The sequence below is a fragment of the Massilia sp. Root335 genome, from assembly GCF_001425685.1.
GTDB classification, from domain to species: domain Bacteria; phylum Pseudomonadota; class Gammaproteobacteria; order Burkholderiales; family Burkholderiaceae_D; genus Telluria; species Telluria luteola.
The window spans coordinates 2,055-25,890 of the sequence record NZ_LMCY01000001.1 but is presented as its reverse complement, the minus strand read 5'-3'; the positions used below and the strand labels follow the sequence as shown (position 1 = coordinate 25,890).

Annotated in this window: 19 protein-coding genes; 12 read left to right on the top strand and 7 right to left on the bottom strand. The window is 68.3% G+C overall.

Features of this window, described 5'->3' with window-relative positions:
- Positions 1–179 precede the first annotated feature (179 nt).
- Both ASC93_RS00115 and ASC93_RS00110 read right to left on the bottom strand, forming a co-directional pair.
- The gene (locus ASC93_RS00115) at positions 180–467 is read right to left on the bottom strand and encodes a hypothetical protein (protein WP_056435166.1); all 288 of its coding nucleotides are present in this window, start codon (positions 465–467) and stop codon (positions 180–182) included.
- Positions 468–585: 118 nt separating this feature from the next.
- Positions 586–1,572, bottom strand: a complete 987-nt coding sequence (locus tag ASC93_RS00110) for an LLM class flavin-dependent oxidoreductase (protein ID WP_056435162.1) — start codon at positions 1,570–1,572, stop codon at positions 586–588.
- A 160-nt stretch (positions 1,573–1,732) separates the two neighbouring features.
- Here ASC93_RS00110 and ASC93_RS00105 point away from each other — a divergent pair, with 160 nt between their 5' ends.
- From ASC93_RS00105 to ASC93_RS00090, 3 genes are all read left to right on the top strand, one after another.
- Complete coding sequence (locus ASC93_RS00105; protein WP_082547656.1) at positions 1,733–2,956, top strand: serine hydrolase; 1,224 nt, start codon at positions 1,733–1,735, stop codon at positions 2,954–2,956.
- 176 nt (positions 2,957–3,132) lie between these two features.
- Positions 3,133–3,780 carry a hypothetical protein gene (locus ASC93_RS29340; RefSeq protein ID WP_082547655.1) on the top strand — a complete coding sequence of 216 codons (648 nt, stop codon included), beginning with the start codon at positions 3,133–3,135 and terminating at the stop codon, positions 3,778–3,780.
- A gap of 339 nt (positions 3,781–4,119) precedes the next feature.
- Entirely contained in the window at positions 4,120–6,081 is a 1,962-nt protein-coding gene (locus ASC93_RS00090) for a sialate O-acetylesterase (RefSeq protein ID WP_056435153.1), read from the top strand.
- A gap of 1 nt (position 6,082) precedes the next feature.
- Here the strand turns inward: ASC93_RS00090 and ASC93_RS00085 are convergent, their stop codons facing one another.
- Complete coding sequence (locus ASC93_RS00085; RefSeq protein ID WP_056435150.1) at positions 6,083–7,021, bottom strand: bestrophin family protein; 939 nt, start codon at positions 7,019–7,021, stop codon at positions 6,083–6,085.
- A gap of 75 nt (positions 7,022–7,096) precedes the next feature.
- Positions 7,097–9,577 carry a PAS domain-containing sensor histidine kinase gene (locus ASC93_RS00080; RefSeq protein WP_056435148.1) on the bottom strand — a complete coding sequence of 827 codons (2,481 nt, stop codon included), beginning with the start codon at positions 9,575–9,577 and terminating at the stop codon, positions 7,097–7,099.
- A gap of 304 nt (positions 9,578–9,881) precedes the next feature.
- Between ASC93_RS00080 and ASC93_RS00075 the strand changes: the two genes are divergently transcribed.
- Positions 9,882–11,549, top strand: a complete 1,668-nt coding sequence (locus tag ASC93_RS00075) for a methyl-accepting chemotaxis protein (protein WP_082547654.1) — start codon at positions 9,882–9,884, stop codon at positions 11,547–11,549.
- Positions 11,550–11,595: 46 nt separating this feature from the next.
- Here the strand turns inward: ASC93_RS00075 and ASC93_RS00070 are convergent, their stop codons facing one another.
- Positions 11,596–12,063 (bottom strand): host attachment protein, encoded by a 468-nt coding sequence (locus ASC93_RS00070; RefSeq protein WP_056435145.1) that lies wholly within the window; start codon positions 12,061–12,063, stop codon positions 11,596–11,598.
- 173 nt (positions 12,064–12,236) lie between these two features.
- On the opposite strand from ASC93_RS00070, the gene ASC93_RS00065 reads away from it, so the two are divergent.
- From ASC93_RS00065 to ASC93_RS00050, 4 genes are all read left to right on the top strand, one after another.
- On the top strand, positions 12,237–12,437 hold the full coding sequence (locus ASC93_RS00065; protein ID WP_056435142.1) for a DUF2905 domain-containing protein: 201 nt from the start codon (positions 12,237–12,239) through the stop codon (positions 12,435–12,437).
- A gap of 247 nt (positions 12,438–12,684) precedes the next feature.
- Positions 12,685–15,306, top strand: coding sequence for a TonB-dependent receptor (locus ASC93_RS00060; protein ID WP_229412480.1), 2,622 nt, complete (start codon positions 12,685–12,687; stop codon positions 15,304–15,306).
- Between the two features lie 2 nt (positions 15,307–15,308).
- Entirely contained in the window at positions 15,309–17,798 is a 2,490-nt protein-coding gene (locus ASC93_RS00055) for a family 20 glycosylhydrolase (protein WP_229412479.1), read from the top strand.
- A complete protein-coding gene (locus ASC93_RS00050; protein WP_056435137.1) occupies positions 17,791–19,116 on the top strand; it encodes a hypothetical protein in 1,326 nt (441 codons plus the stop codon). The genes ASC93_RS00055 and ASC93_RS00050 overlap by 8 nt, the downstream gene beginning before the upstream one ends.
- An 11-nt stretch (positions 19,117–19,127) precedes the next feature.
- On the opposite strand, the gene infA is transcribed toward ASC93_RS00050, so the two are convergent.
- Positions 19,128–19,391 carry a translation initiation factor IF-1 gene (infA, locus tag ASC93_RS00045; protein ID WP_056129853.1) on the bottom strand — a complete coding sequence of 88 codons (264 nt, stop codon included), beginning with the start codon at positions 19,389–19,391 and terminating at the stop codon, positions 19,128–19,130.
- A gap of 242 nt (positions 19,392–19,633) precedes the next feature.
- On the opposite strand from infA, the gene ASC93_RS00040 reads away from it, so the two are divergent.
- From ASC93_RS00040 to ASC93_RS00030, 3 genes are all read left to right on the top strand, one after another.
- Positions 19,634–20,050, top strand: a complete 417-nt coding sequence (locus tag ASC93_RS00040; RefSeq protein WP_056435134.1) for a hypothetical protein — start codon at positions 19,634–19,636, stop codon at positions 20,048–20,050.
- A 9-nt stretch (positions 20,051–20,059) separates the two neighbouring features.
- Entirely contained in the window at positions 20,060–21,160 is a 1,101-nt protein-coding gene (locus ASC93_RS00035; RefSeq protein ID WP_056435131.1) for a PHB depolymerase family esterase, read from the top strand.
- Positions 21,161–21,229: 69 nt separating this feature from the next.
- Positions 21,230–21,778 (top strand): DUF2058 domain-containing protein, encoded by a 549-nt coding sequence (locus ASC93_RS00030; protein WP_056435128.1) that lies wholly within the window; start codon positions 21,230–21,232, stop codon positions 21,776–21,778.
- A gap of 9 nt (positions 21,779–21,787) precedes the next feature.
- Here ASC93_RS00030 and ASC93_RS00025 read toward each other — a convergent pair whose 3' ends face one another.
- Positions 21,788–22,690 (bottom strand): helix-turn-helix domain-containing protein, encoded by a 903-nt coding sequence (locus ASC93_RS00025; RefSeq protein WP_056435170.1) that lies wholly within the window; start codon positions 22,688–22,690, stop codon positions 21,788–21,790.
- An 834-nt stretch (positions 22,691–23,524) separates the two neighbouring features.
- Between ASC93_RS00025 and ASC93_RS31260 the strand changes: the two genes are divergently transcribed.
- Positions 23,525–23,836, top strand: a 312-nt coding sequence (locus ASC93_RS31260) for a hypothetical protein (protein WP_162251777.1), incomplete at its 3' end; no start/stop codon positions are given.

Sequence of the window (23,836 nt, the reverse complement as noted above, 5' to 3'; positions counted from 1 at the left end):
TGAGCCTCATCTGATGAAACTGTCAAGAATTTTATTCCGGACAGCAGTGCGCCTGCGCGGGAATGACGGTAGGTCAGCGTTGCATCGTCGTCCCCGCGCAGGCGGGGACCGAAGTCGCGCGATCTGCCGGCAAACCGGGATTCCCGCCTGCGCGGGAATGACGGGATAGAAGCAGCGGCTTACTTGCGCGGTGCCGGCTGCTGCGCATTGGCCTGCGCCTGTGCCTGGGCCTGCGCATTGGCCTGGGCCTGGGCCTGTGCCTGCCGCTGTTGCTCGCGTTCCTGTTTCTTCGCCATGTGGTGGCCGATGGCACAGCCGGCCGCGGCGCCGAGCAGGCCGTGCTTGCCGGCCACGTGGCCGCCCACGCCGCCGACGATGGCGCCTTTCGCGCAGCTGGGTTTGGCGTAGGCGGCGCCCGTCGAGGCGAGCGAGAGCATGAGGGTTGCGGCGAGCAGTTGGGTTTTCATATGTCCTCCAATGGATGATGCTATCAACGGCCGAATGCCGTCCATGGATGACAGCCTAACCGCGGCCGCGCCGCTTGAATGTTCGCCAGATCACCGTTGCGGCCGACGGTAATGTCCGTCAGCTCTTGTTCCGGATCGCCGCCGCGATCTCGTACGAGCGCAGGCGCGCCGCGTGGTCGTGGATCTGCGACGTGATCATCAGCTCGTCCGCGCCGGTGCGTGCGATGAAGGCTTTCAGTTGCTGCTCGACGGTGTCCGGCGCGCCGATCGCCGAGCACGACAGCACGCCGTCGAGCATGCCCCGTTCCGCCGGGCCCAGCAGGTCGAGATAGCCTTCGACGGGCGGCTTCAGGCGCGTCGGGTGGCCGCTGCGCAGGTTGACGAATGCCTGCTGCATCGACGTCGCGCGCCAGTGCGCCTCCGCATCCGTGTCGGCGGCGAACACGTTAAAGCCGAGCATCACGTACGGCTTGTCGAGCTGGGCCGACGGGCGGAAGTTGGCGCGGTAGATCTCGATCGCCTGCATCATCATCTGCGGCGCGAAGTGCGACGCGAACGCGTACGGCAGGCCCAGCATCGCGGCCAGTTGTGCGCCGAACAGGCTGGAGCCGAGGATCCACACGGGCACTTTCAGGCCGGCGCCGGGCACGGCGCGCACCTGGCGGCGCGGAGCGTCGGCAAAATAATCCATCAGTTCCACGACGTCCTGCGGGAACTCGTCGGCGTCGGACGCGAGGTTGCGGCGCAGTGCCCGTGCCGTCGCGTGGTCGGAACCGGGCGCGCGGCCGAGGCCCAGGTCGATGCGGCCCGGGAACAGCGATTCGAGCGTGCCGAATTGTTCCGCGATGACGAGCGGGGAATGGTTCGGCAGCATGATGCCGCCGGCGCCGAGGCGGATGGTCGAGGTGCCGCTGCCCACGTGGGCGATCAGCACCGCCGTCGCCGCGCTGGCGATGCCCGGCATGCCGTGGTGTTCGGCCAGCCAGAAGCGGTGGTAGCCCCAGCGTTCGCCGTGCTGCGCGAGGTCGAGCGAGCGGCGGAACGATTCGGCAGCGTCGCTGCCTTCCGTGATCGGGGCGAGGTCGAGGATCGAGAAAGGAATCATGGATGCAGTCATCGGTAAATGATACGCCGATCCTTTTTTTCGCGTGCGCGACGGTCCGGAACGGCGGGCCGCGGCGCTGTCCTGCGCTTGACCCCGCCTGGCGGGCTGCCTATGATGGCCGGTCGATCCATGTCCTGTGGTCATCTTTTTTCGTCCCGCCATGCGTATTTACCCGCTGCCCTTCCGAACCCTGCCGGCCGCCGTCTGCATCGCCGTGCTGGCCGCCGGCTGTGCCTTGCCGTCCCGTGCGCCGCGCGCGCCCGCGGGCGACGCGCCGCAGCTGGACGTGCGGCGCTTTCCGCAGATCGACGCCGCCATCGATGCCGCCGTCGACGCGCACAAGCTGCCGGGCGCCGTCTTCCACCTGGAGCATGGCGACGCCGTCTACGAACAGGCCTACGGCCGCCTGACGTATGACGACGACGCGGCGTCCGTCACGACGGCCACCGTGTACGACGCCGCGTCGCTGACGAAGGTATTGGCCACGGCGCCGTCCGTGCTGGTCCTGGCCGAGCAGGGCCGCATCGGCCTGGACGACAAGCTCGTCAAATATTTCCCCGAGTGTGCGAACGGCGGCAAGGAAACGATCACGATCCGGCAATTGCTCACGCACAGCTCGGGCCTGCCCGCCGGGCTGCCGAAGGACCCGGACTGGCGCGGCCGCGCGGCCGCACACAAGCTCGCGTGCGAGCAGACCGTCACGCACGCGCCCGGTACGTTCTTCCGTTACTCCGACATCAATTACATCCTGCTGGGCCAGATCGTCGAGAAGGTCACGGGCACGCCGCTGGACGATTACGCGCAGTCCCACATCTTTGCGCCGCTGCGGATGCAGAACACCGGCTATTTGCCGCTGCGCCGCGTGGATGCCGAGGCGATCGCGCCGACCCAGCTGGGGCGCGACGATGGCAAGGGCGCGCACGGTGACCTCGCGCCGGGCGAGCTCCTGCGCGGCGTCGTGCACGATCCGACGGTGCGCCGCATGGGCGGTGTGGCCGGCTCGGCCGGCGTGTTCACGACGGTCGGCGACGTGGCGCGCTACGCCCGCATGCTGCTGGCCGGTGGCGTACTGGACGGCGTGCGCATCCTCAGCCCGCAGAGCGTGCGCCTGCTGACGACGGTGCAGTCGCCGCCGGGCCTCGCCAGGCGCGGCCTCGGCATGGACATCGATTCGCCGTATGCGAAGCGGCCGCGCGGCTCGGTGTTCCCGGTCGGCAGCTATGGCCACACGGGCTTCACGGGCTGCGTCCTGTGGGTCGATCCGGGCTCGCGCGCGTTCTACGTGTTCCTGTCGAATCGCGTCTATCCGGACGACAAGAGCAACGTGCTCGACCTCTACACCCGCATGGGCACCCTGGCCGCGCAGGCGGCGGGCGTCGACTGACCGTCGAGCGCGATCCGTCGTTTTCCCTCTGTACAGGCCTCGTTTGGGGCCTTTTTTTGTTGCCGTCAGGCTAACGCGCGCACCCTTCGCGTCGATCTCTTTAAACTCCGCCTCCACAATATCTACTTGATATTGCAGAGTTTTTTGCCCCAAATCCATTCTCTCAGGAGTGCGACATGAAAATGAATAAGTTACTGAAAGGCCTGCTGGGTGCTGCCGTCACGGTGGCGATGTTCGGCACGGTGAACGCCCAGGCACAGACCAGCGGCAGCGCGTCGACGGGCAGCAGCGCGACTGCGCAGGACCAGGCGACGTCGGGCAGCGCGACCACGAAGAAACACAGCAAGAAAAAACATCACAAGAAGAGCCACTCGAGTGGCTCGAGCGGCAGCAGCGGCACCACCAGCAGCGGCTCCAGCACCAGCGGTTCGAGCATGGGCACCGGCTCGTCGTCGAGCGGCAGCCAGGATACCCAGGGCACCTCCGGTTCGTCGGGCACTTCCGGCACCTCCGGCACTTCCGGCAGCATGGGCACCGGCACCGGCACCGGCACCACGACCACGCCGCCGACCGGCACCGGTTCCTCCGGTTCGAGCGGCATGAGCGGCAGCACGGGCTCGGGCGCGTCGGGCACCAGCGGCATGAGCGGCAGCACCGGCGCCAGCGGCACGGGCCTGTCCGGCTCCGGCATGAGCGGCACCGGCTCGGGTTCGGGCACGGGCACCAGCGCGACCGGCACCGGCACGAGCGGTACTGGCACAACGAGCGGCACCACCAGCGGCACGACGAGCGGCACCAGCCAGGACGGCAAGCGCGGCTATTGATCGTTCGGGCCGGCCGGCCCGGCCGGCAGGGACGACGCCAGCCTGCAAGCTGGCGTTTTTTTTTTGCACGCGGCGAGGTGCGGCATCTTGCAACACAGCTTTTGGGCCGTGTTCGCATCGGGGCAGGCGAACCGAACCTGGTTGCCGAGGTCATCCATATTCCGAACGCCAACAGCGGGCTGCTGTGCTTGTTTACTTAAATAACGCGAACACAGCTTTTTTTTTACCAACCATTACCAGCCCGGCCGCCCATTGGTATAACATGATTTCTTTCGAATAATGATTGCGCAAACATCCGCCTCCGGCCGGATGGTGCACCAACGACAACGACGAGGAATCATGATGGAGACAACACGGATGGCCGTGCCCCTGCTGGCACTCGCCGCCGGCTGCGCCTGCCTGCCCGGGCAGGCGGCCGAACTCGGACTGGCACGCATCTTTTCCGACCACGCGGTCCTGCAACGGGACCAGCCCATCGCCGTGTGGGGCACGGCCGACGCGGGCCGCAAGCTGGCCGTGACCCTGGGTGGACGCACGGTGACCGGCAGCGCGGACGCGCACGGCAAATGGAAGATCCAGCTGCCGCCGCAACCGGCGGGCGGGCCGTACACGCTGACCGTGGCGTCGGGCGGGCAGACGGTCAGCCGCGCCGACATCCTGGTCGGCGACGTGTACCTGTGCTCCGGCCAGTCGAACATGGAATTCACGCAGCGCCAGTCGACCAATGCCGTCGGTGCGGCGTACGCGGGGCGCAACGAGACGCTGCGCTTCCTGAACGTGCCGAAGAACAGCACGGCGACGCCGCAGGATGAGCTCAAGGGCCCCGTCGAGTGGAAGGTCGTGACGCCGGAAACGGCCGGCGACGCCTCCGCCGTGTGCTACTACATGGCGCGCTCCCTGCAGGGCAGCTACAAGGTGCCGGTGGGCTTCGTCAACGCCAGCTGGGGCGGCACGACGATCCAGGGCTGGATCGGGGGCGAGTCGCTGCGCACGCTCGGCGACTACAAGGACGGCGTGGCCGCCGTCGCGCAACTCGGCGCCGATACGGCCGCGGGCATGCGCGCCGAGGAGGCGCGCAACGAGGCATGGTGGCGCGCGCACGACCCGCATGCCAGCGCGCAGCGCGCGTGGATCGCGACCGATTTCGACGACAGCGCGTGGCCGACCGTGACGCCGACCGGTTCGTGGAAGGACAGCGGCCTGGCCGGCTTCAAGGATTTCGACGGCGTGGCCTGGTACCGCACGACCGTCACGCTGACCCAGGCGCAGGCGAAGGCGGCGAACGCGCTGCACCTGGGCCCCGTCGACACCTACGACACCACGTGGGTCAACGGCGTGCGCGTGGGCGGCGCCAGCACGTCCTGGATGTGGCGCGATTACGCCGTACCCGCGGGCGTGTTCCGGCCGGGCCGCAACGTGATCGCCATGCGCGTGCTGAGCGGCGGGCAGGGCGGCGGCATGTCGGGCGCGCCGTCCAGCCGCACCATCGGCCTCGCGGACGGCCAGGCGATCCCGCTGCCGGCCGCATGGAAAGTTGCGCGCGGCAGCGCATTGAAAGGCCTGTCCGTGCCGCCGGCGCCGTGGGACGTGCCGACGAGCCTCACCACGCTGTACAACGGCATGATCGCGCCGCTGGTCGGCTATAAATTCAAGCTGGCGGCATGGTACCAGGGCGAATCGAACGCGGGCGCGGCGCAGGAATACCGCACGCTGCTGCCGATGCTGATGCGCGACTGGCGCCAGCGCTTCGGCCAGCCCGCGCTGCCGTTCTTCGTCGTGCAGCTGACGTCGTTCGGCGCGCCGGCGAAAGCGCCCGGCCAGTCCGGCTGGGCCGAGCTGCGCGACGCGCAGGCGTACGCCGTCGCCAACGATGCGCATGCGGGACTCGCCGTCACGCTCGACGTGGGCGACCGCTTCGACATCCACCCGACCCAGAAGACGATCGTCGGCGAACGCCTCGCGCGCGCGGCGCGGGCCGTCGCGTACGGCGAGAAGACGGTGCCCGGCAGCCCGACGGCCGTGTCGGCGCGCAGGACCGGCAACGACATCGTCATCGCGTACAAGGACACGGGCGGCGGCCTCGCGACGTATTCGTCCGACCGCGCCATCGGCTTCGAAGTGTGCGCGGGCACGGCCTGCCGCTATGCCGAGGCGCGCGTGGCCGGCGATACGGTCGTCCTGCCCGGCGCCGCCACGCCGGATGTCACGCGCGTGCGCTATGCCTGGGCCGATGCGCCGTTCGTGAACCTGTTCGGTGCCGACGACTTGCCGGCCGCGCCGTTCCAGCTCGACGTCAAATAGTTCAGCTGAGCCGGTAGTTTTCCGGCAGCAGCGCGGGCGGCAGGTCGCGGTCGCCCAGCGCCGTGCGCAGGTCGATCTCGATCGTGCGGCACAGGGCCTCGAGCGGCAGGCCGTTGTCGGACGCGCGGAACGGTTCCTCGAGCTCGTCGCCGAGCGCGTCCAGGCCGAAGAAGGTATAGGCCACGATCGCCGACACGACCGGCGTCAGGTAGCCGATCGTGTCGACGAGGCCGAACGGCAGCAGGAAGCAGTACAGATAGGCCGTGCGGTGCAGCAGCAGCGTGTACGAAAACGGGATCGGCGTGCCGCGGATACGTTCGCAGGACGCCGCGACGGCCGTCAGCGCCGACAGGCTCGCGTCGATCGACGGCGCCAGGCAGGCGTCCAGGCGGCCCGTGCGCAGGCAGTGTCCGAGGTCCGTTCCCATTTCCAGCATCAGCGCGTACGGCACGTTGGGCAGCGCACGCACGCGTTCCCATTCGGCCGGTTCCAGCCAGGGCGCGACGTCGGCGTCGGGCGCGCCATCGGGCACGTCGCGCAGGCGGTGGCGCAGCGCGTGCGCATACGCGATGGCGCGGCGCACGATGCGCGCTTGCGGTGCGGCGCCGTCGCGGGCCGCGCCGGGCGCGACGAGCGACAGGCACTGGCGCGCGAGGCAGCGGCTGCGCAGCACGAGTTCCCCCCATTGCTTGCGGCCTTCCCAGTAGCGGTCGTAGGCGGCATTGTTGCGAAAGCCGAGGAAGATGGCGAGCGGGAGGCCCATCAGCGTGAACGGCGTCGTCGTGAAATGCAGCTTGTGGTGGCCGAGCTGGCCGTCGGTCCAGGTCACGAGCAGCGCCAGCAGCGTGCTGACCGCGAGGTGCATCCAGATGCGCGGCAGGACCGATCCGCGCAGGATGAAGAACAGGCGCAGGGCGGAGGGGCGGTCGCGGACGATCATGTCCGGCTCCGCGGCCGGTCGTGGGTGGTGTGCATGGATCGGTTCTTCGATGTGAGAGACGGTTCGTCCGCGCCATCATAAACCGGCCGCGTCCCGTGCGCCGGCTGCGGAACCGGCACCGGCCGCCGGATCTTGCGGCAGCAGCGGCAGTGTGACGGTGAACGTGCTGCCGCGCCCCGGGCCGGCGCTGGCGGCGTCGACCTGGCCGCCGTGCAGTTCGACGAGCTTGCGCACAAGCGCGAGCCCCAGGCCCAGGCCGCCCTGGGCGCGGTCGAGCGTGCGCGAACCCTGCGTGAACAGGTCGAACACGACGGGCAGCAGGTCGGGGGCGATGCCGTTGCCGTCGTCGTGCACCGCCAGGAACGCCTGGCCGTCGGCGGCTTCCAGTTCCACCTCGATGCGGCCGCCCTCGGGCGTGTACTTGGCCGCGTTGGTGAGCAGGTTCGCGACCACCTGCACGAGGCGCGTGTGGTCGCCGTCCACCATCACGGGCGTCTCGCCCAGCCGGACGTCGAGGACGTGGCGGCGCGCGTCGACGAGCGGGCGCGCCTGCTCGGCCGCCTCGACGACGACGCGGCGCAGGTCGAGCGCCTGCCGGGCCACGGTGACGAGGCCGCGCGTGACGCGCGAGACGTCCAGCAGGTCGTTCACCAGGTGGCGCATGTGGGCGACCTGGCGCGCGATGATGTCGCTGATCTGCTTCACGCGCGGCTCGCCCGCATAGGCCAGGCGCAGCATGTCGGCCGCGCTGGAGATCGGCGCCAGCGGATTCCTCAGCTCGTGCGCAAGCATGGCGAGGAATTCGTCCTTGCGCTGGTCGGCCAGCTGCAGGGCTTCTTCCGCGCGCTTGCGCTCCGTGATGTCGATCGCCACGACGTGCACGACGGTGCTGCGGCCGTCGGCGCCGAGGCCGAGGCGGCCGCGCATGTCGATCCAGGCCAGGCGGCCGTCGTCGGCGCGGCGGATGCGCGGCGTGGCGCGGTATTCGCCGCCGGCGCGGATCGCCTGCTTGACGGTGTCGCGCAGGGGCTGGCGGTCGTCCGGATGGACGAGTTTCTGCAGCTCGGCGACGTTGTGCCAGTTCTTGCCGAACACGCTCTGCAGATTGGCCGAGAAACTCACCTTGCCGCTGTGCGGATCGCGCTCCCACACGGCCATGCGCGCGGCGACGAGGCCTTGCTGCAGGCGCTCCTCGCTGTAGCGCACGGCCCGTTCCGCCCGTTCCAGCGGGGTGACGTCGGTGCAGGTGCCGAACCACTGGACGATGCGCCCGCCGTCGTCGCGCAGCGGCGCCACCGACGTGAAGAAGCTGCGGTAGCGGCCGTCGGCGCCGCGCAGCGGGAAGGTCATCTGCGCCATGTTGCCGCTGGCGAGGGCTTCCTTCCAGCGCCGCATCACCTGGGGCAGCACTTCGGGATCGTGGTAGCGGTGCCACTCGTCCGCGCCGACGCTGCCCGGCGGGCTGCCCGTGAATTCGTGCCAGCGGTCGTTGAACCAGACGATGTTGCCGTCCGGGCCGGCGATCCACACGAGCTGCGGGACGTTGTTCGCCAGCTGCAGGAATTTGCGGCGCTCCGCTTCCAGGCGCGCATGCTGTTCGTACAGGCGGTCGAGCATGCGGTTCAGCGCGCGCGCCAGGCTGACGACCTCGCGCGACCCGTCGAGCGGCGCGCGCTGGCTGCCGATGTCGTCGCCCAGGCTCGCGGAAAACGTCTCGAGGCGGCGCAGGTCGTGCGTGAGGTCGAACGCCAGCCGCGACGCCAGGATGAACACGACCAGCGCCAGGAAGAAGGCGACGAGGATGATCAGGAGGTAGTGCGGACCGGCCGTCTCCAGCGGCAGCGGCAGGCGGCGCTCGTCCTCGCGCAGCACGAGGCGCAGTTGGGCCAGGCGCGGCGGCAGCGGCACGGCCGCCGCGATCTCGTGCGCGCCGGCGGACGCCTGCGCGGGCGCGGCGGCAAGGATGGCCCAGGGCACGGGCTTGAGGTCGGCCACCCGCATCTTGTACATCAGGGCGCCCTGCGGCGTGCGCGTGCCCGCGTGGCGCAGCAGGACGACGCCGATCAGTTCAGCGCCCGCGGGACCGGCCTGCAGTGCGGCGCGCTCGGTGCCGTGCGCAAGGCTGGTGCGCAGCCAGCCCAGGTCGGCCGGCGTGAATCCTGGCACGCCGTTGTCCGCGATTTTCTTGCCCTCGACATCGGTGAACAGCAGTTGCAGCGGGATGCCGTTCATCTCGCGCAGGCCGTCCAGGAACGGCGCCAGATAGGTTGCCTTGCCGGCGCCGGCGCCGTCGGCGAGCGCCGTCGCCAGGATCGGGCTGGCGCCCACTTCCTGCAGCCGCGTGACGACCGATTCCAGGTTGTGGCCGACCGTCGAGGCATGGAAGGCGACTTCGCGCTGTTGCAGCAGGGCGTTGGCCTGCGCGCGCTGGTAGTCGATCAGCCAGAACGAGACGCCGGCGATCAGCAGCACGGACGTCGCCGCGAGGATCGCGGCCGCGATCGCGAAGCGGCGCGACAGGCTGGCCGGTGCGGCGGACGGTGCGTAGTCCGTCATGACAGGAAGGAAACCGACATGGCAAGCCCGTAGCAAAGCGGAATCTGGGATCTTAACTATATACCGACTGGGGGTGCTTCATTCCTCGACGAAATAGCGTTGCGATGCCGCAACTAACTATTCCATGGGTAAATATCGCGTGTATCATCAAATTGTGACACGGCCGCGCCCACGCAGGCGTCTTCCGTCGGGCCCGATCCGCGCCCCGGTCACCGCTTCGGCCGCCGCCACGACCCGCCGCGCGCACCCGCAGCTTTCGCGCGCAGCGTCACTGCGCAGTTTTATCGTTTCCGTCGAGGTGCACATGAATATCCAGAACCTGAAAATCGGAGCCCGGCTCGGCCTCGCGTTCGCCGTCGTGCTGGCGCTCGCGGCGATGCTGACCGTCGTCGGCACGCTGCGCCTGCAGGAGGTGGTCGGCGCGACCGTCGACATGGATGCCTCGATCCGCAAGACCCGCCTGGCCGACCGCTGGCTGGCCGACACCCGCATCAACCGTGCCCTGACCGAAGCCCGGTTGCGCGCCGTGGATGCGGACGATCGTGCGCGGATCGACGCCAGGATGAAAGCGAACAGCGCCGACATCACCGACATCGACAAGGCATTGCAGCGCGACGTCGCCAGCGCGGAAGGCACGGCGTTGCTGGCGAAGCTCAATGCGCAGCGCAAGGCGTACACGGTGGCGCGCAAGAAGCTGTTCGCGCTCAAGGAGGGCGGCACGGCCGACGCGGCCGCCATCGAGCGCGCGGCCGATGCCGAGATGAATCCGGCGCTCAGCGCGTACGAGGCGGCGGCGGACGCGCTCGCCGAGCACCAGAAAAAAGGTTTCGACGACGCCAAGGCGCACGTCGAGGACGTCGCGGCGCGCGGACGCCTGCTGCTGGGCAGCGTGGGCGTCGTGGCGGTGCTGCTGGGCGCGGCGCTGGCGTGGTGTCTGTCGCGCAGCATCACCGGTCCGTTGCGCCGCGCCGTCACACTGGCCAACGCGGTCGCGCGGGGCGATCTGTCGAGCCGGATCGAGGCGGTGAACCGCGACGAGACGGGCGAACTGATGGCCGCGCTGCAGACCATGAACGAGAACCTGAACGCGCTGGTGGCGCGCGTGCGCAGCGGCGCCGATACCATCGCCACCGCCGCCGTCGAGGTGGCGACCGGCAATCACGACCTGTCGACCCGCACCGAGCAGCAGGCCGGCGCGCTGGAGGAGAGCGCGTCGTCGATGGAGGAATTGACGAGCACCGTGCGCCAGAACGCGGAGAATGCGCAGCAGGGCAACCAGATGGCGGCGTCGGCGTCCAGCGTGGCCGTGCGCGGCGGCGACGTCGTGGCCCAGGTCGTCGCGACGATGGGCGCCATCGACGCGTCGTCGAAGAAGATCGTCGACATCATCGGCGTCATCGACGGCATCGCGTTCCAGACCAACATCCTCGCCCTGAACGCGGCCGTGGAAGCGGCGCGCGCGGGCGAGCAGGGCCGCGGCTTCGCCGTCGTGGCGACCGAGGTGCGCACCTTGGCCCAGCGCTCGGCGGCGGCGGCCCGCGAAATCAAGGAGCTGATCGGCGACTCGGTCGACAAGGTCGCCACCGGTTCGCGCCTCGTCGGCGAGGCCGGCACGACGATGCAGGAAGTCGTGGCCAGCGTGCGCCGCGTGTCGGACATCATGGCCGAGATCTCGGCCGCGTCGGGCGAGCAGAGCGCCGGCATCGAACAGGTCGGCGCGGCGATCCTGCAGATGGACCAGGTGACGCAGCAGAATGCGGCGCTCGTCGAACAGGCCGCGGCGGCCACGGAATCGATGCAGGATCAGGCGCGCAGCCTGGCCGAGGCGGTCAGCGTGTTCAAGCTGGACCAGGCGAGCGCGCCCGCATTCGCGCCGGCATCGGCGCGGACGCAGCGCAACAAGGCCAGGCCGCAGCCGGCCATCGCGCGCACGCCGGCACCGGCCGGTGCCGACGGCTGGGAAACCTTCTGAATCCCGTCAGCGCGGGCGCCTGAACCCGCGGGCGCCGGGCGCGGCGTCAGAACTTGGTCTTTTGCGCCTGCAACTGTTCACGCAGCTGGTGCGCATTGCAGTGGCTGTAGTCCTTGTTCAGTTCCAGGTCGACGAGCGGCTTGAGCTGGTTGTCCAGCTGGCCGCGCAGCACGCCCAGGAACTTGGGCTCGGCCACCAGTTCCAGCTTCTGGAAGCGCTGTTCCTGCCAGGCCTTGAGCAGGAAGTTGCAGATGTCCCTGGCGAAGAATTCGGCGTCGTGCTGCTCCGGCGTCTGCGCCGGCTGGTATTGCTTGTTCGGCGTGGCGCCGCCCGTGCTGTGGATGCTCTGGCCGGCCGCGGTGGCGCCGATCCGGTCCGTGTTGATGTCCGCGTCGCGCAGGCGGGCATTGGCGCTGACCATGTCCTCGACTTCGATGTAGGGCTGCTTCGGGTCCGATTCGGCGAAGATGCGGGCGCGGCCCGCGTCGGCGGATACGATCCAGGTGGTAGTCATGCTTTCCCCTTTTTATCCAAAGTTGCAATCGAGATGTAGGCCCCGCCGGGGCCATACAGGCTGAGGGGAAGTCTATCCCAACCAGATTTTTCGGGCGGTACGAAAGGGAACGTCGCCAAACCTGCTGCGCGTTGCACTGCCGTTTTGCGACCTGCGCCTGCTAGACTGGCAGCATGCAAAAACTCCTGATCGTCCTCGGCCTCGTGCTGCTCGCCGCGGGGCTCGCCTGGCCCTGGCTGCGCCGGCTGCCGCTGGGCCGCCTGCCCGGCGACATCCACATCGTGCGCGCGGGCTTCAGCTTCAACTTCCCCATCGTCACCTGCCTCATCGTCTCCATCGTCGTCTCGTTGCTGCTGTGGATCTTCCGGCGCTGAACGTCGCGCGCGCATAGCCGTTTTTCGTCCATTTGTCTGCAAGTTTTGGCTATCCCGCCCATGTGTCGAAAATATGACGCACGGGTTCGCGATAGCAAGATTTGACAAACATGGTCGGAATTTCAACGAGACAATGCGCCCCATACGAAGACGAGAGACGCTGCAGCGTCCACGAATTCGAAACTGGAATAGTTCTTTGATCGATACAGTTTTGGGAGAGCACATGAGACAGCAGATGGAACGGAAAATGGTTGCGCGCACTGCGATCGCGAGCGCGGTGACGGTACTGGTGATGGGCATTGCCGCCCAGGCGCAGGCACAGGACGATGTGAAGGGCACGCAGACCGTGATCGTGACGGGCGTGCGCGCCGCACTGGAACAGTCGCTGCGCCAGAAGCGCAATGCGGATGCCGTCGTCGAGGTGGTGACGGCCGAGGATATCGGCAAGATGCCGGACAAGAACGTGGCCGACGCGATCCAGCGCCTGCCCGGCGTGAACACGCAGTCGTCCGCCGGCGGCGAAGGCGGCTTCGGCGAGAACGACCGCGTCAGCCTGCGCGGCACGAGCCCCAGCCTGCAGCAGACCCTGTTCAACGGCCACGCCATCAGCACGGGCGACTGGTTCGTGCTGAACCAGTACGGCGGCAACGTGGGACGTTCGTCGAGCTTCTCGCTGCTGCCGTCGGAACTCGTGGGCTCCGTCGTCGTGCAGAAGAGCGCCACCGCGGATCTCGTCGAAGGCGGCGTCTCCGGCGCCATCAACGTGATCACGCGCCGTCCGCTCGACTTCCGCCAGCCGCTGACGGTGGAAGCGTCCGTGCAGGCCAACTACAACGACCTCGCGAAAAAGACCGAGCCGCAGGTATCGGCCCTCGTGAGCTGGAAGAACCCGGCGAATAATTTCGGCGTGCTGCTGCAGGGCTTTTCGGAAAAGCAGAGCGTGCGCCGCGACGGCCAGGAGATCCTCGGCTACACCCCCATCGGCGCGACGAGCGCCGCCGCCATCGCGAATCCGGCGCTTGCCGGCGTGAAGGTCCCGACCTTCATCGGCGCCGCGCTGTTCGAGCAAAAGAAGAAGCGTGAAGGCGGCGCGTTCGACATCGAAGCCAAGCCGTCGCGCGACGTCGGCGTCGATCTGAACGGCTTCTATTCGAAGCTGAAGGCCCCGCACCAGAACACCAACTGGCTGGCCGCGCCCGCGAATTCCATCAACAGCGCGGGCCTGATTCCCGCGAACCCGGTCATCCGCAACGGCACGCTCGTCGGCGCGGCGTTCTCGAGCAACTCGGGCGAAGTCGACAACATCTACCGTCCGGATGCCGGCGGCGAATCGTGGTACATCGACCTGAACGGCCGCTGGCGCGCCACGGAAGACCTGAACTTCACGGGCAAGCTGGGTCGCACGCACGGCGTGGGCTACGACCACGCCGACGTCTACTACCAGAACAACGTCGACGGCGGCATGACGTACGCGCTGAACGGCATGACGCCGGCCACGGTGAGCTACCCGGGCGGGAACACGACCAAGCCGGGATCGACGGCGTGGGCCGGCGGCGGCGAAGCGCAGTCGGTCGACAAGGAAAAATATGCGCAGATCGACGGCGAATGGCGCCTGCACGACAACCCGTGGATCCAGGCCGTGCGCTTCGGCACGCGCTGGACGGATCATAAACGCACCGCCGAGCACCCGCTGGAAACCCGTCCGGGCCCGAACGGCTTCACGAATCCGGGACCGGCGTGGAGCGGCCAGATGTACCCGTCCGACTTCGGCTCGGACCTCGGCGGCAGCGTCTACAACAACTACTTCAAGTACGACGGCGCGGCCCTCGGTGCCTGGGGCGCGGTGCCGGGCAACCGCCTGCTCGACTTCACGCTGCGCCACAACTGGCTCGACGAATTCAAGGTCGGCGAGAAGACGGCCGCGCTGTACGGCATGGCCGATATCGGCGGCGACGGCTGGAGCGGCAACTTCGGCCTGCGCGCCGTCGAGACGCGCCAGACGACCGTGGTCAACCTGCCTGGCGGCACGGCCCCGATCACCGGTTCCGCCTTCGGCCCGTACACGCCGACGACGTACGAGCGCACCTACCGCGACTACCTGCCGAGCGCGAACGTGAAATTCGACGTGCGCCAGGACCTGGTCGTCCGCGCCGGCGTCGCCAAGACGATGGCGCGCCCCGACTACAGCGCGCTGGGCGGCTCCGTGTCGCTGAACGACGACGCGCTGTCGGGCAGCGGCGGCAACGTCAAGCTCGATCCGATCCGCTCCGTCAACTACGACCTGGCGGCCGAGTGGTACTACATGCCGAAGGCGATGCTGTCGGCCGGGCTGTTCTACATGGATTTCAGCTCCATCGTCGCGCAGGGCACGAGCACAGGCAGCTATTACAACAACAAGCGAGGCGCGTTCACGGATTACCAGATCACGTCGCCGTACAACACGAGCGCCACCAACAAGGGCATCGAGCTGTCCTGGCAGCAGCCGGTGTGGAACAACTTCGGCGTGCTCACCAACTACACGTGGGCCGACGGCGAGCTGGATGGCGGCGGCGAGATGCTCAACGCCTCGAAGAACACGTACAACGTGACGGGCTATTACGAGGACGACCGCTTCAGCGCGCGTCTGGCATACAGCTACCGTTCCTCGTACAAGGCCGGCGTCGACCGGGGTGCGAGCCAGCACGTCGATTCGATGCCGTCGCTGGCAGCGTCCGTGAACTTCAAGTTGAACGAACACCTGACCGTGACGTTCGATGCGCTGAACCTCACCAACGAGACGATCAAGATGTACGCCGAGAACAAGGACCAGCCGCGCGCCTTCTATTCGAACGGCCGCACCTTTTACCTCGGCCTGCGCGGCAAGCTCTGATCGTGCCGCAACGGGAGAAGCTGGACGGCGCCGCGATCGCGGCGTCGTGGGAATGCGTGTCCAATCTCGTCGCGGACGAGGTGTTCGCGGCGCGGCTGACGTTGACCAACGTGTCGGGCGTGCCGATCGCCCCGGGATGGACCGTGTACTTCAACGCCTGCCGGCGCGTGCTGCCCGGCAGCGTGAGCGCGGGCTTCGACGTCGAACATCTCAACGGCGACCTGTTCGCGCTGCGCCGTCCCGGCGGCGCGGCCTGGCTGCCGGGCGAGACGATCGACGTGCGTTACGAGGCCCGGTTCTGGGCCATCAGCGTGACGGACGCGCCGCTCGGCTTCTACCTCGTCGAGGCCGACGGCCGCACGGTCGACCTGGGCGACCCGGAGATTGTCCCGTTCGCGCGGCCGGAGCAGCTGCAGCGCCATGCGCGCGACGTGCTGCCGCCGGCCGACGCGGCCTGGCGCTGGCGCGAGAACGGCGACCTGCGCCTGCTGCCGCCGGAGGACGTCGGCCGCATCACGCCGACGCCCGTCTCGGCGCGCTTCGGCGCGGAGCGCTGCCGCCTGTCGACCGCGAGCGGCATCATGGCGGATGGCGCGCTGGCCGGCGAAGCGGCGCTGCTGCGTGCACTCCTGAACGGCCTGCCGTCAGGCGAGGGCGCGCGCATCCTGCTGGAGACCGGTGCGGCGGCCGTCACCGCGGTCGCGGCGGAGGGGCCGGAGGCCTACCTCCTCGACATCCGCCCCGACACGATCCTCGTGCGCGGCGCCGGCGCGCACGGCGTGTTCAACGGCATCCAGACCCTGGCCCAGCTGCTGGACATCGATGGCACCCTGCCGTGCGGCCGCGTGCTCGACGCGCCGCGCTTCGGCTACCGCGGCTTGATGCTCGACGTGGCGCGCCACTTCGCATCGGTGGCGACGGTGCAGCGCCTGCTCGACTGCATGGCGCGCTATAAACTCAACCGGCTGCACCTGCACCTGACGGACGACGAGGGCTGGCGCCTGCACATCGACGCGCTGCCGGAACTCACCGACATCGGCAGCCGGCGCGGCATCGCGCCGGACGCGCGCAGCCTGCCGCCGTCGTTCGGCTCCGGCGCGGACGTGGCCACTTCCTCCGGCACGGGCTGTTACGGCGCGGACGATTTCATCGCGATCCTGCGGTACGCGCACGCGCGCCACATCGAGGTCATCCCGGAATTCAACATGCCGGGCCACGCGCGCGCGGCCGTGCTGGCGATGCGCGCGCGCCACGACCGCCTGCGCGCGCAGGGCGACGTCGAAGGCGCCGAGCGCTACCTGCTGAGCGATCCGTACGATGCGTCCGTCTACGAATCCGTGCAGCTGTGGCGCGACAACGTGATCTGCATCGCGCTGCCGTCCGTCGACCGCTTCATCGACACCGTCGTCGCCCACGTGGCCGCGCTGTACCGCGAGGCCGGCGTGCCGCTGCGCACGATCCACACCGGTGGAGACGAAGTGCCGCCGGGCGCGTGGGAAGGATCGCCGCGCTGCCAGGCCCTGATGCGCGAACGGGGCTGGACGCACGTGGGGCAGCTGCACGCGGACTTCGTCGGCCGCTGCCGCGCGATCCTGGCGCGCCACGGCCTCGTGTTCGCGGGCTGGGAAGAGACGGCGCTGGCGTATGACAGCCCTGCGGCGGACGGCAACGCCACGCCGCAGCCGCAGCCCGGATTCGCGGGGCCCGGCTTCCAGGTCTATGCGTGGAACAACGCGTGGGGCTCGGGCAAGGAAGACGTTGCGTACCGCCTCGCCAACGCCGGCTACGACGTCGTGCTGGCGAACGCCGCCAACCTGTACTTCGATCTTGCGTATGCCAAGGATCCGCAGGAGCCGGGCTATTACTGGGCCGGCTTCGTCGAGACGCGCCACGCGTTCGGCTTCTGCCCGCTGGACATGATCGCCGGCGCGGCCGTCGACCCGATGGGGCAGGCCGTGCCGCCGGAACGCCTGGCCGCGATGGCGCGCCTGACGCCGGAAGGACGGCGCCGCATCGTCGGCCTGCAGGGCCAACTGTGGGGCGAGAACGCCCGCACGCGCGACCGCATCGAATACCTGGCCGCGCCGCGCCTCGTGGCGCTGGCGGAACGGGCGTGGGCGCCCGATCCGCTCTGGTGCGCGATCGAGGATGCGTCCGCGCGCGCCGCCGCGATGGACGCCGCCTGGAACGAATTCGCCAACCGCCTCGGCCAGCGCGAACTCGCGCGCCTCGACCGCGCGCCGCTGGCCTACGGCTACCGCCTGCCGCCGCCGGGCGCCGTCGCCCTCGGCCGGACGTTCCACGCGAACGTGGCCCTGCCGGGCCTCGCGCTGCATTACACTCTGGACGGCAGCGAGCCCGATGCCGCCAGCCCGCGCTACACGGGGCCTGTGCAAGCCGGGCCTGATTGCGCCGTGTTCAAGGTCGCCACCTTCGACACGCGCGGCCGCAAGAGCGCAACCGTCGTCATTGCACTGGACCCCCATGGATAGCATCCGCCCCGATCACCTGACACCCGCCGGACCCAGGCACGGCCGCCATCCGCTCGCGTGGGTGCCTTCCCTGTACCTCGCGCAGGGCCTGCCGTTCTACAGCGTCGCGCTGGTGGCGGGGCTGATGTTCAAGAGCATGGGCGTGCCCAACGAGCAGATCGCGCGCTGGACCGGCATGCTGGGACTGGCCTGGGTGTTCAAGGCGTTGTGGAGTCCCTTCCTGGAACTGGCGCCGAGCAAGAAGCGCGTCGTCGTCGTGCTCCAGGTCACGGGCGGCATCGCGCTCGCGGCCCTCGCGCTCGCGCTGCAGCTGCCCGCGTGGTTCGGGCTGGCGATCGCGCTGCTGGGCCTCGTGTCGCTCGCGTCCAGCACGCACGACATCGCGGCCGACGGTTTGTATATCGCGAGCCTGTCCGCGCGCCAGCAGGCCGCGTATGCCGGCTGGCAGGGCGCGTTCTTCAACGGCGCCAAATTCCTGTCGCTGGGCGGCCTCGTGATCCTGGCCGGCTTCCTCGAACAGCGCATCGGCGCGCCGGCCGCGTGGGCCACGGTGTTCGGGCTGCTGGGCGCATTGCTGGCGGGGCTCGGGTTGTATCACGCGTGGGCGCTGCCCGGGACGCTCACGCCGGCCGCCGCAGGCGCCTCGGTGCGCGGCACGGTGGACGTGCTGGTGGACGTCGTGCGCGCGTTCTTTGCCAAGCCGGGCATCTGGATGGGCATCGTGTTCATCCTGCTGTTCCGCCTCGCGGAAGGGCAGGTGCAGACGATCGGCCCGCTGTTCCTGCGCGACGCGCGCGCGATCGGCGGCCTCGGTCTCTCGACGCAGGAAGTGGGCGCCATCTACGGCACGGCCGGCACCGCGGCCTTCCTCGTCGGCAGCATCCTCGGCGGCTGGTTCACGTCGCGCGTGGGGCTCAGGCGCGCGATGCTCGTCCTGATCCTCGCGATGAACGTGCCGAATCTCGTGTTCTGGTACCTGAGCACGATGCAGCCATCCAATCTGGGACTGGTCACGGCGGCGCTGTCGATGGAGATGTTCGGCTACGGGTTCGGCTTCGTCGGCATGATCCTGTTCATCATGCAGGTGATCGCCCCCGGCCGGTACCAGACCGCGCACTACGCGCTGGGGTCCGGGTTCATGCAGCTGGGTTTCGTGCTGTCGAAGGTGGTCAGCGGCGACATCCAGCAGATGCTCGGCTATCGTCACTTCTTCTTGTGGGTGGTGCTGTCGGCGCTGCCGGTGCTCGTGCTGACGCGCTTCGTCGACATGGCGCCCGCCGACGGCGCCGGTGGTTCGGCGCCGGCCGGGCAGGACTGAAGCCGGCCGGGTCAGCGGCGGTACGTCGGGCGGCGCGCAGGCGCCGCGTTGCGTTTCTCGATGTGGCGGAACGTGATCCGGCCCTTGCTCAGGTCGTACGCCGACATTTCCAGCGTTACGCGGTCGCCCGCCAGGATGCGGATGTGGTGCTGGCGCATCTTGCCTGACGTGTAGGCGATCAGTTTATGTCCATTGTCCAGGTCGACGCGAAAGCGCGAGTCGGGCAGGATTTCCTGGACGATGCCGTCCATTTCGATGAGTTCTTCTTTGGCCATGAGGGGTCCTTTGGTGGGTATCCGCGTGTGCGGATGCGGCGTGGCGGGCCGGCATGCTGCTCGCGTCGGGGACGCGCGGCGATTGCCGGGGCGTAGGGGTGGGAGGGAACGGAGGTGAACCGGATTTCTATCCGGAAATCGCATTATACGCTATCCCGCGTAAAGCCATCGGCAGCTTAAATTTATACGGCGGATATACTCCAATTGGAGTATATTGGGCGTATAGATACCACGGAGACGCCATGAAGCTCGTCGAAACGAAACCCAAATTCCCCGACACGGACAAGGTCACGATCAATCTGGGCCTGGTCGACCTCGCGCAGATGGACCTGCTCGTGGCGGAAGGTTTTTATACGAACCGTACCGATTTCGTCCGCACGGCCATCCGCAACCAGTTGCAGCAGCACGGCGAGGCGATCCGCCAGACGGTCACGCGCAAGCGCTTCGTCATGGGCATGCAGCGTTATACGAAGGCGGAGCTGGAGGCGAGCGTCGCCGCCGGCGAGCAGCTCGACATCCACGTGCTGGGCCTCGCCACGATCGACGACGACGTCACGCCCGAGCTGGCGCGTGCGGCGATCGCCTCGCTCCAGGTGCTGGGCGCCTTTTTCGCCCCGGCCGCCGTCAAGTCCGCGCTCGCGGACCGCATCCATTCTTGAAGGAACACCATGAAACCCTATGAACGATTTGTCGACAACATCCTGGGCGCGGTCCGCTCGGGCCAGGGCAAGGACCCGCTTGCTGCCACCGCGCTGATCCAGGACGTGCTGCGCAACGCCGGCCTGATGCCGGGCGTCCAAGCGCCGGCGGAACCGGCCGCGCGCGCGCCGTTCGTCGACCTGAACGGCGTACCGGACTGGCTGCGCCGCCCGGCCGCGCCGCACGGTGCGCCCTGGGCGCGTCCGCAACGGTCCGCGCCGGAGGCGCCCGGCCAGTTCCTGGCAGGCTCGTTCGGCAACGCCGCCGGCACGCGCCGCTACCGTCTATATGTGCCGGCGCGGGCGGCGTCCGGGCCGCGCCCGCTCGTCGTGATGCTGCACGGTTGCCAGCAGAGCGCCGGCGATTTCGCGGCCGGCACGGCGATGAACCGGCTGGCGGAGGAGCACGGCTGCCTCGTGCTGTATCCGGACCAGGAGCGCGGCGCCAACAGTTCGAACTGCTGGAACTGGTTCGACGCGGCGCACCAGCGGCGCGAAGAGGGCGAGCCGTCCCTGATCGCCGGCATGACGCGCGACGTCCTGCGCGAGCACGGCGCCGACCCGGGCCGCGTCTACGTGGCCGGCCTGTCGGCGGGCGGCGCGATGGCGGCCGTCATGGGCGCCGCGTATCCCGACCTGTATGCCGCCGTCGGCGTGCATTCCGGGCTGCCGGTCGGCGCCGCGCGCGACCTGATGTCGGGCCTGAACGCGATGAAGGGCAAGCACCTGGGCGGCAAGAGCCAGGCGCTGCGCCGGCGGGTGCCGCTGATCGTGTTCCACGGCGACCAGGACGCGGTCGTGCATCCGTCCAACGGCGCGGCGCTGTATCGCCAGTTCACGCAGGTGGGCGTGCGCGAGCTCGAGGAGCGGGGCGCCGCCGGCGCGGGCCGCGGCCACACGCGTACGACGGCGCTGGACGATGCCGGGCGCGTGGTCGCGGAACACTGGGTCGTGCACGGGGCGGGCCACGCCTGGGCGGGCGGCGATCCGGCCGGTTCCTATACCGATGCGGCCGGCCCGGACGCGTCGGCCGAAATGCTGCGCTTCTTCCTGGATCAGGCCGGCGGCTGATCGACCGCTGTTGCGAAGCCGTCAGGTTTGCTATGCTGGAGGATTCCCAGGATCGTTGATGGAGTTGAGATGGTTTCCCTGCAGGAGCAGCTGATGAAGGCCGGGCTGGTCGACAAGAAGAAGGTCAAGGTCGCCAACCAGGAAAAGGTCAAGCAGCAAAAGATCGAGCGCCGCACCGGCGTGCAGAGCGTCAATGAGGCGAAGGAGGCCGCGCTCGAGGCCCAGCGCCAGCAGGCCGAGCGCGCCCGCGCGCTGAATGCCCAGCGCGACGCGGCCGCGGCGGCAAAGGCCGTGCAGGCGCAGATCGCGCAGATGATCCAGGTGAACCGCCAGCCCAAGGGCAAGGGCAGCCTCGACGTCGCCTACAACTTCACGATCGGCACGAAGATCGAGCGCATCCACGTGTCCGCCGCCGTGCGCGACCACCTGGTGGCCGGGCGCCTGTCCATCGTTGCCCATGAAGGCGGTTTCGAGCTGGTGCCGCGCGTGATCGCCGACAAGATCGCGGAACGCGCGCCGGACCGCGTCGTGCGCGTCAACAAGGCCGCCGAGGCCGTCGCGGCCGGCGAGGACGATCCGTACAAGGACTTCAAGATCCCGGACGATTTCGACTGGTAATCCGCGCGTTCACCGCTTCTTGACGGGCAGCGCCAGCCAGCCGCGCCAGCGGCCGTCGAGCGCCCGTTCGACTTTCTGGATGTGCGGCCTCGTGCTGTCCAGCCGCCAGACGGCCTGCTTGTCGAGCCAGTCCTCGTACATCGAGCGGAAGCGCGGCCATTCGCCGTCGAAGTCGAGGCAGGCGTAGCTGCCGGCCGGCAGGATGCGCACGCCCAGGCCCGGATCGAGCACCGCGTCGTCGGCGCAGCCGAAGTCGTAGCAGTATTCGCGCTCGCCCGTAAAACCCGGATCTTCGTCGAACACGCCGTACCAGGCGGTCGTGGCGGGCACGCCGTCGGCCTTTTCGCGTTCGCGGATGAAGTCGTGGCAGGCGAACGACAGCGCCGCGCCGGACTGGCCGAAGAAGCGCTGGTAGCGCAGGGTCAGCGCCGGCAGGTTGCGCACGGCGATGCGCGCGGCGACCGTGCCCGGCTCGGGCGGGCAGTACGGGGCCAGGATCGCTTCCAGGTCGTCCGGCTCGGCCACAAAAAAGCTGACGTCGCTCTCGCGCCCGACCTGCTGGTCCATGTATTGACGCCAGCCGCCTTCGCGCCACGCCTTGGCCGACATCGCGAACTGCTGCTTGAACGCCTTGGCGAATGCCGCGTTCGACGGGAAGCCGCAATCCTGGGCGATGCGTACGATGGGCACGTCCGGTTCGTGGCGCAGCAGGTGGGCGGCCCGGCGCAGGCGCCGTTTGCGCTGGTATTCGACGGCCGAGAATCCCGTCAGTTCGCGGAAGATGCGGTCGAAATGGAACGACGAATAGCTGGCCGACGCCGCCAGCGATTTCAATGCGAGCGGGTCGCCGACCGAGTCCAGCATCAGGTCCATGACTTCATACAGGCGCGACACGCGCGCGGTGGTCTTCATGCGCGGGTCCTCGCGGCGGGGATCTTCTCGGCGCGGGCCGCGAAGGTCGAGGCGGGACGGGAAAGGCTCGGCATCGACGGCAATCATTGCAAAATTGAAAGAAGTAAATATTCCGTAAATAAGCCGGGCTGGCAAGCATTTACGCCGGAACGTGTTGTCAGCGCGCGTCCCACGCCACGCATCGGCGGATCAAGTTCGTCCATGTGAACAAATCTATTGTCTTTCCAATCCCATTTCGGCCCGACATTTATTGGTGAACGAATAATGCAGCAGGGGTCGTGGTGGTTTACCGCGCGGCCGTCCGATGGCGCCCGCGGCGCACTTTCGGGCCTGGGCGCCGTCGATCCCGCCGGCGGCCGGTGGTCGCTTGACGCGCGGCGGCGACGTCCAGCCGATCCATCGGCATCCTTCCGGCAGTCCGGCCGGCCCGGGCGTGCGTTTTTGGCTATGACGGACGCATCGACATCGACCCGCAATACCGGAACGCCAGGCTGCGGCCGGGAATACTGCTCAGCTCGGCTTAACGGATGGGCCGCTGCCGTCGCCTTTATCTTGCGTGACATCAATTTTTCATACACAACATATAAAGTTGGTTCCTCATCGCATGTAATTTGTTGCATCGGACGGTGGTTGTAGAAAATACAAGATTGGCTTGCGGACGAGGTGTCTGTGGAGAAAAAACAACCGAAAACACCTTAAGTTCTACAGTTTATTGCCGTAAAGCATTCGTAGGCGCACCATAAAAATGTATCCTTGCGGAAATCTATTTTGTGGGACTCGCGCGACAGGGCAGCGATCACCCGGACAACGTTCAATATATTTAAAGGTTCAACCATGGCATCTGTTATCACCGGAATGGACACCGCCCAAATCCAGGCGTTGTCCACTTCCCAAATCGTCGCGTTGAAGACCGCCGACTTCGCTGCATTGTCGACCATGCAGCTCGCAGCCTTTACGACGGCGCAGGTGCCGGCGTTCGGCACGGCGAACCTCGCTGTCCTTACCACGGCCCAGATCTCGGCTGGCTTGACGACCTTGCAGGTGGCAGGACTGACGACGGCTCAGGTCGGTACCTTGACTACGGTCCAGATTAACGGGCTGACCACCTCCCAGGTCGCTGCCATCACGACCGCCGATCTGGGTGCG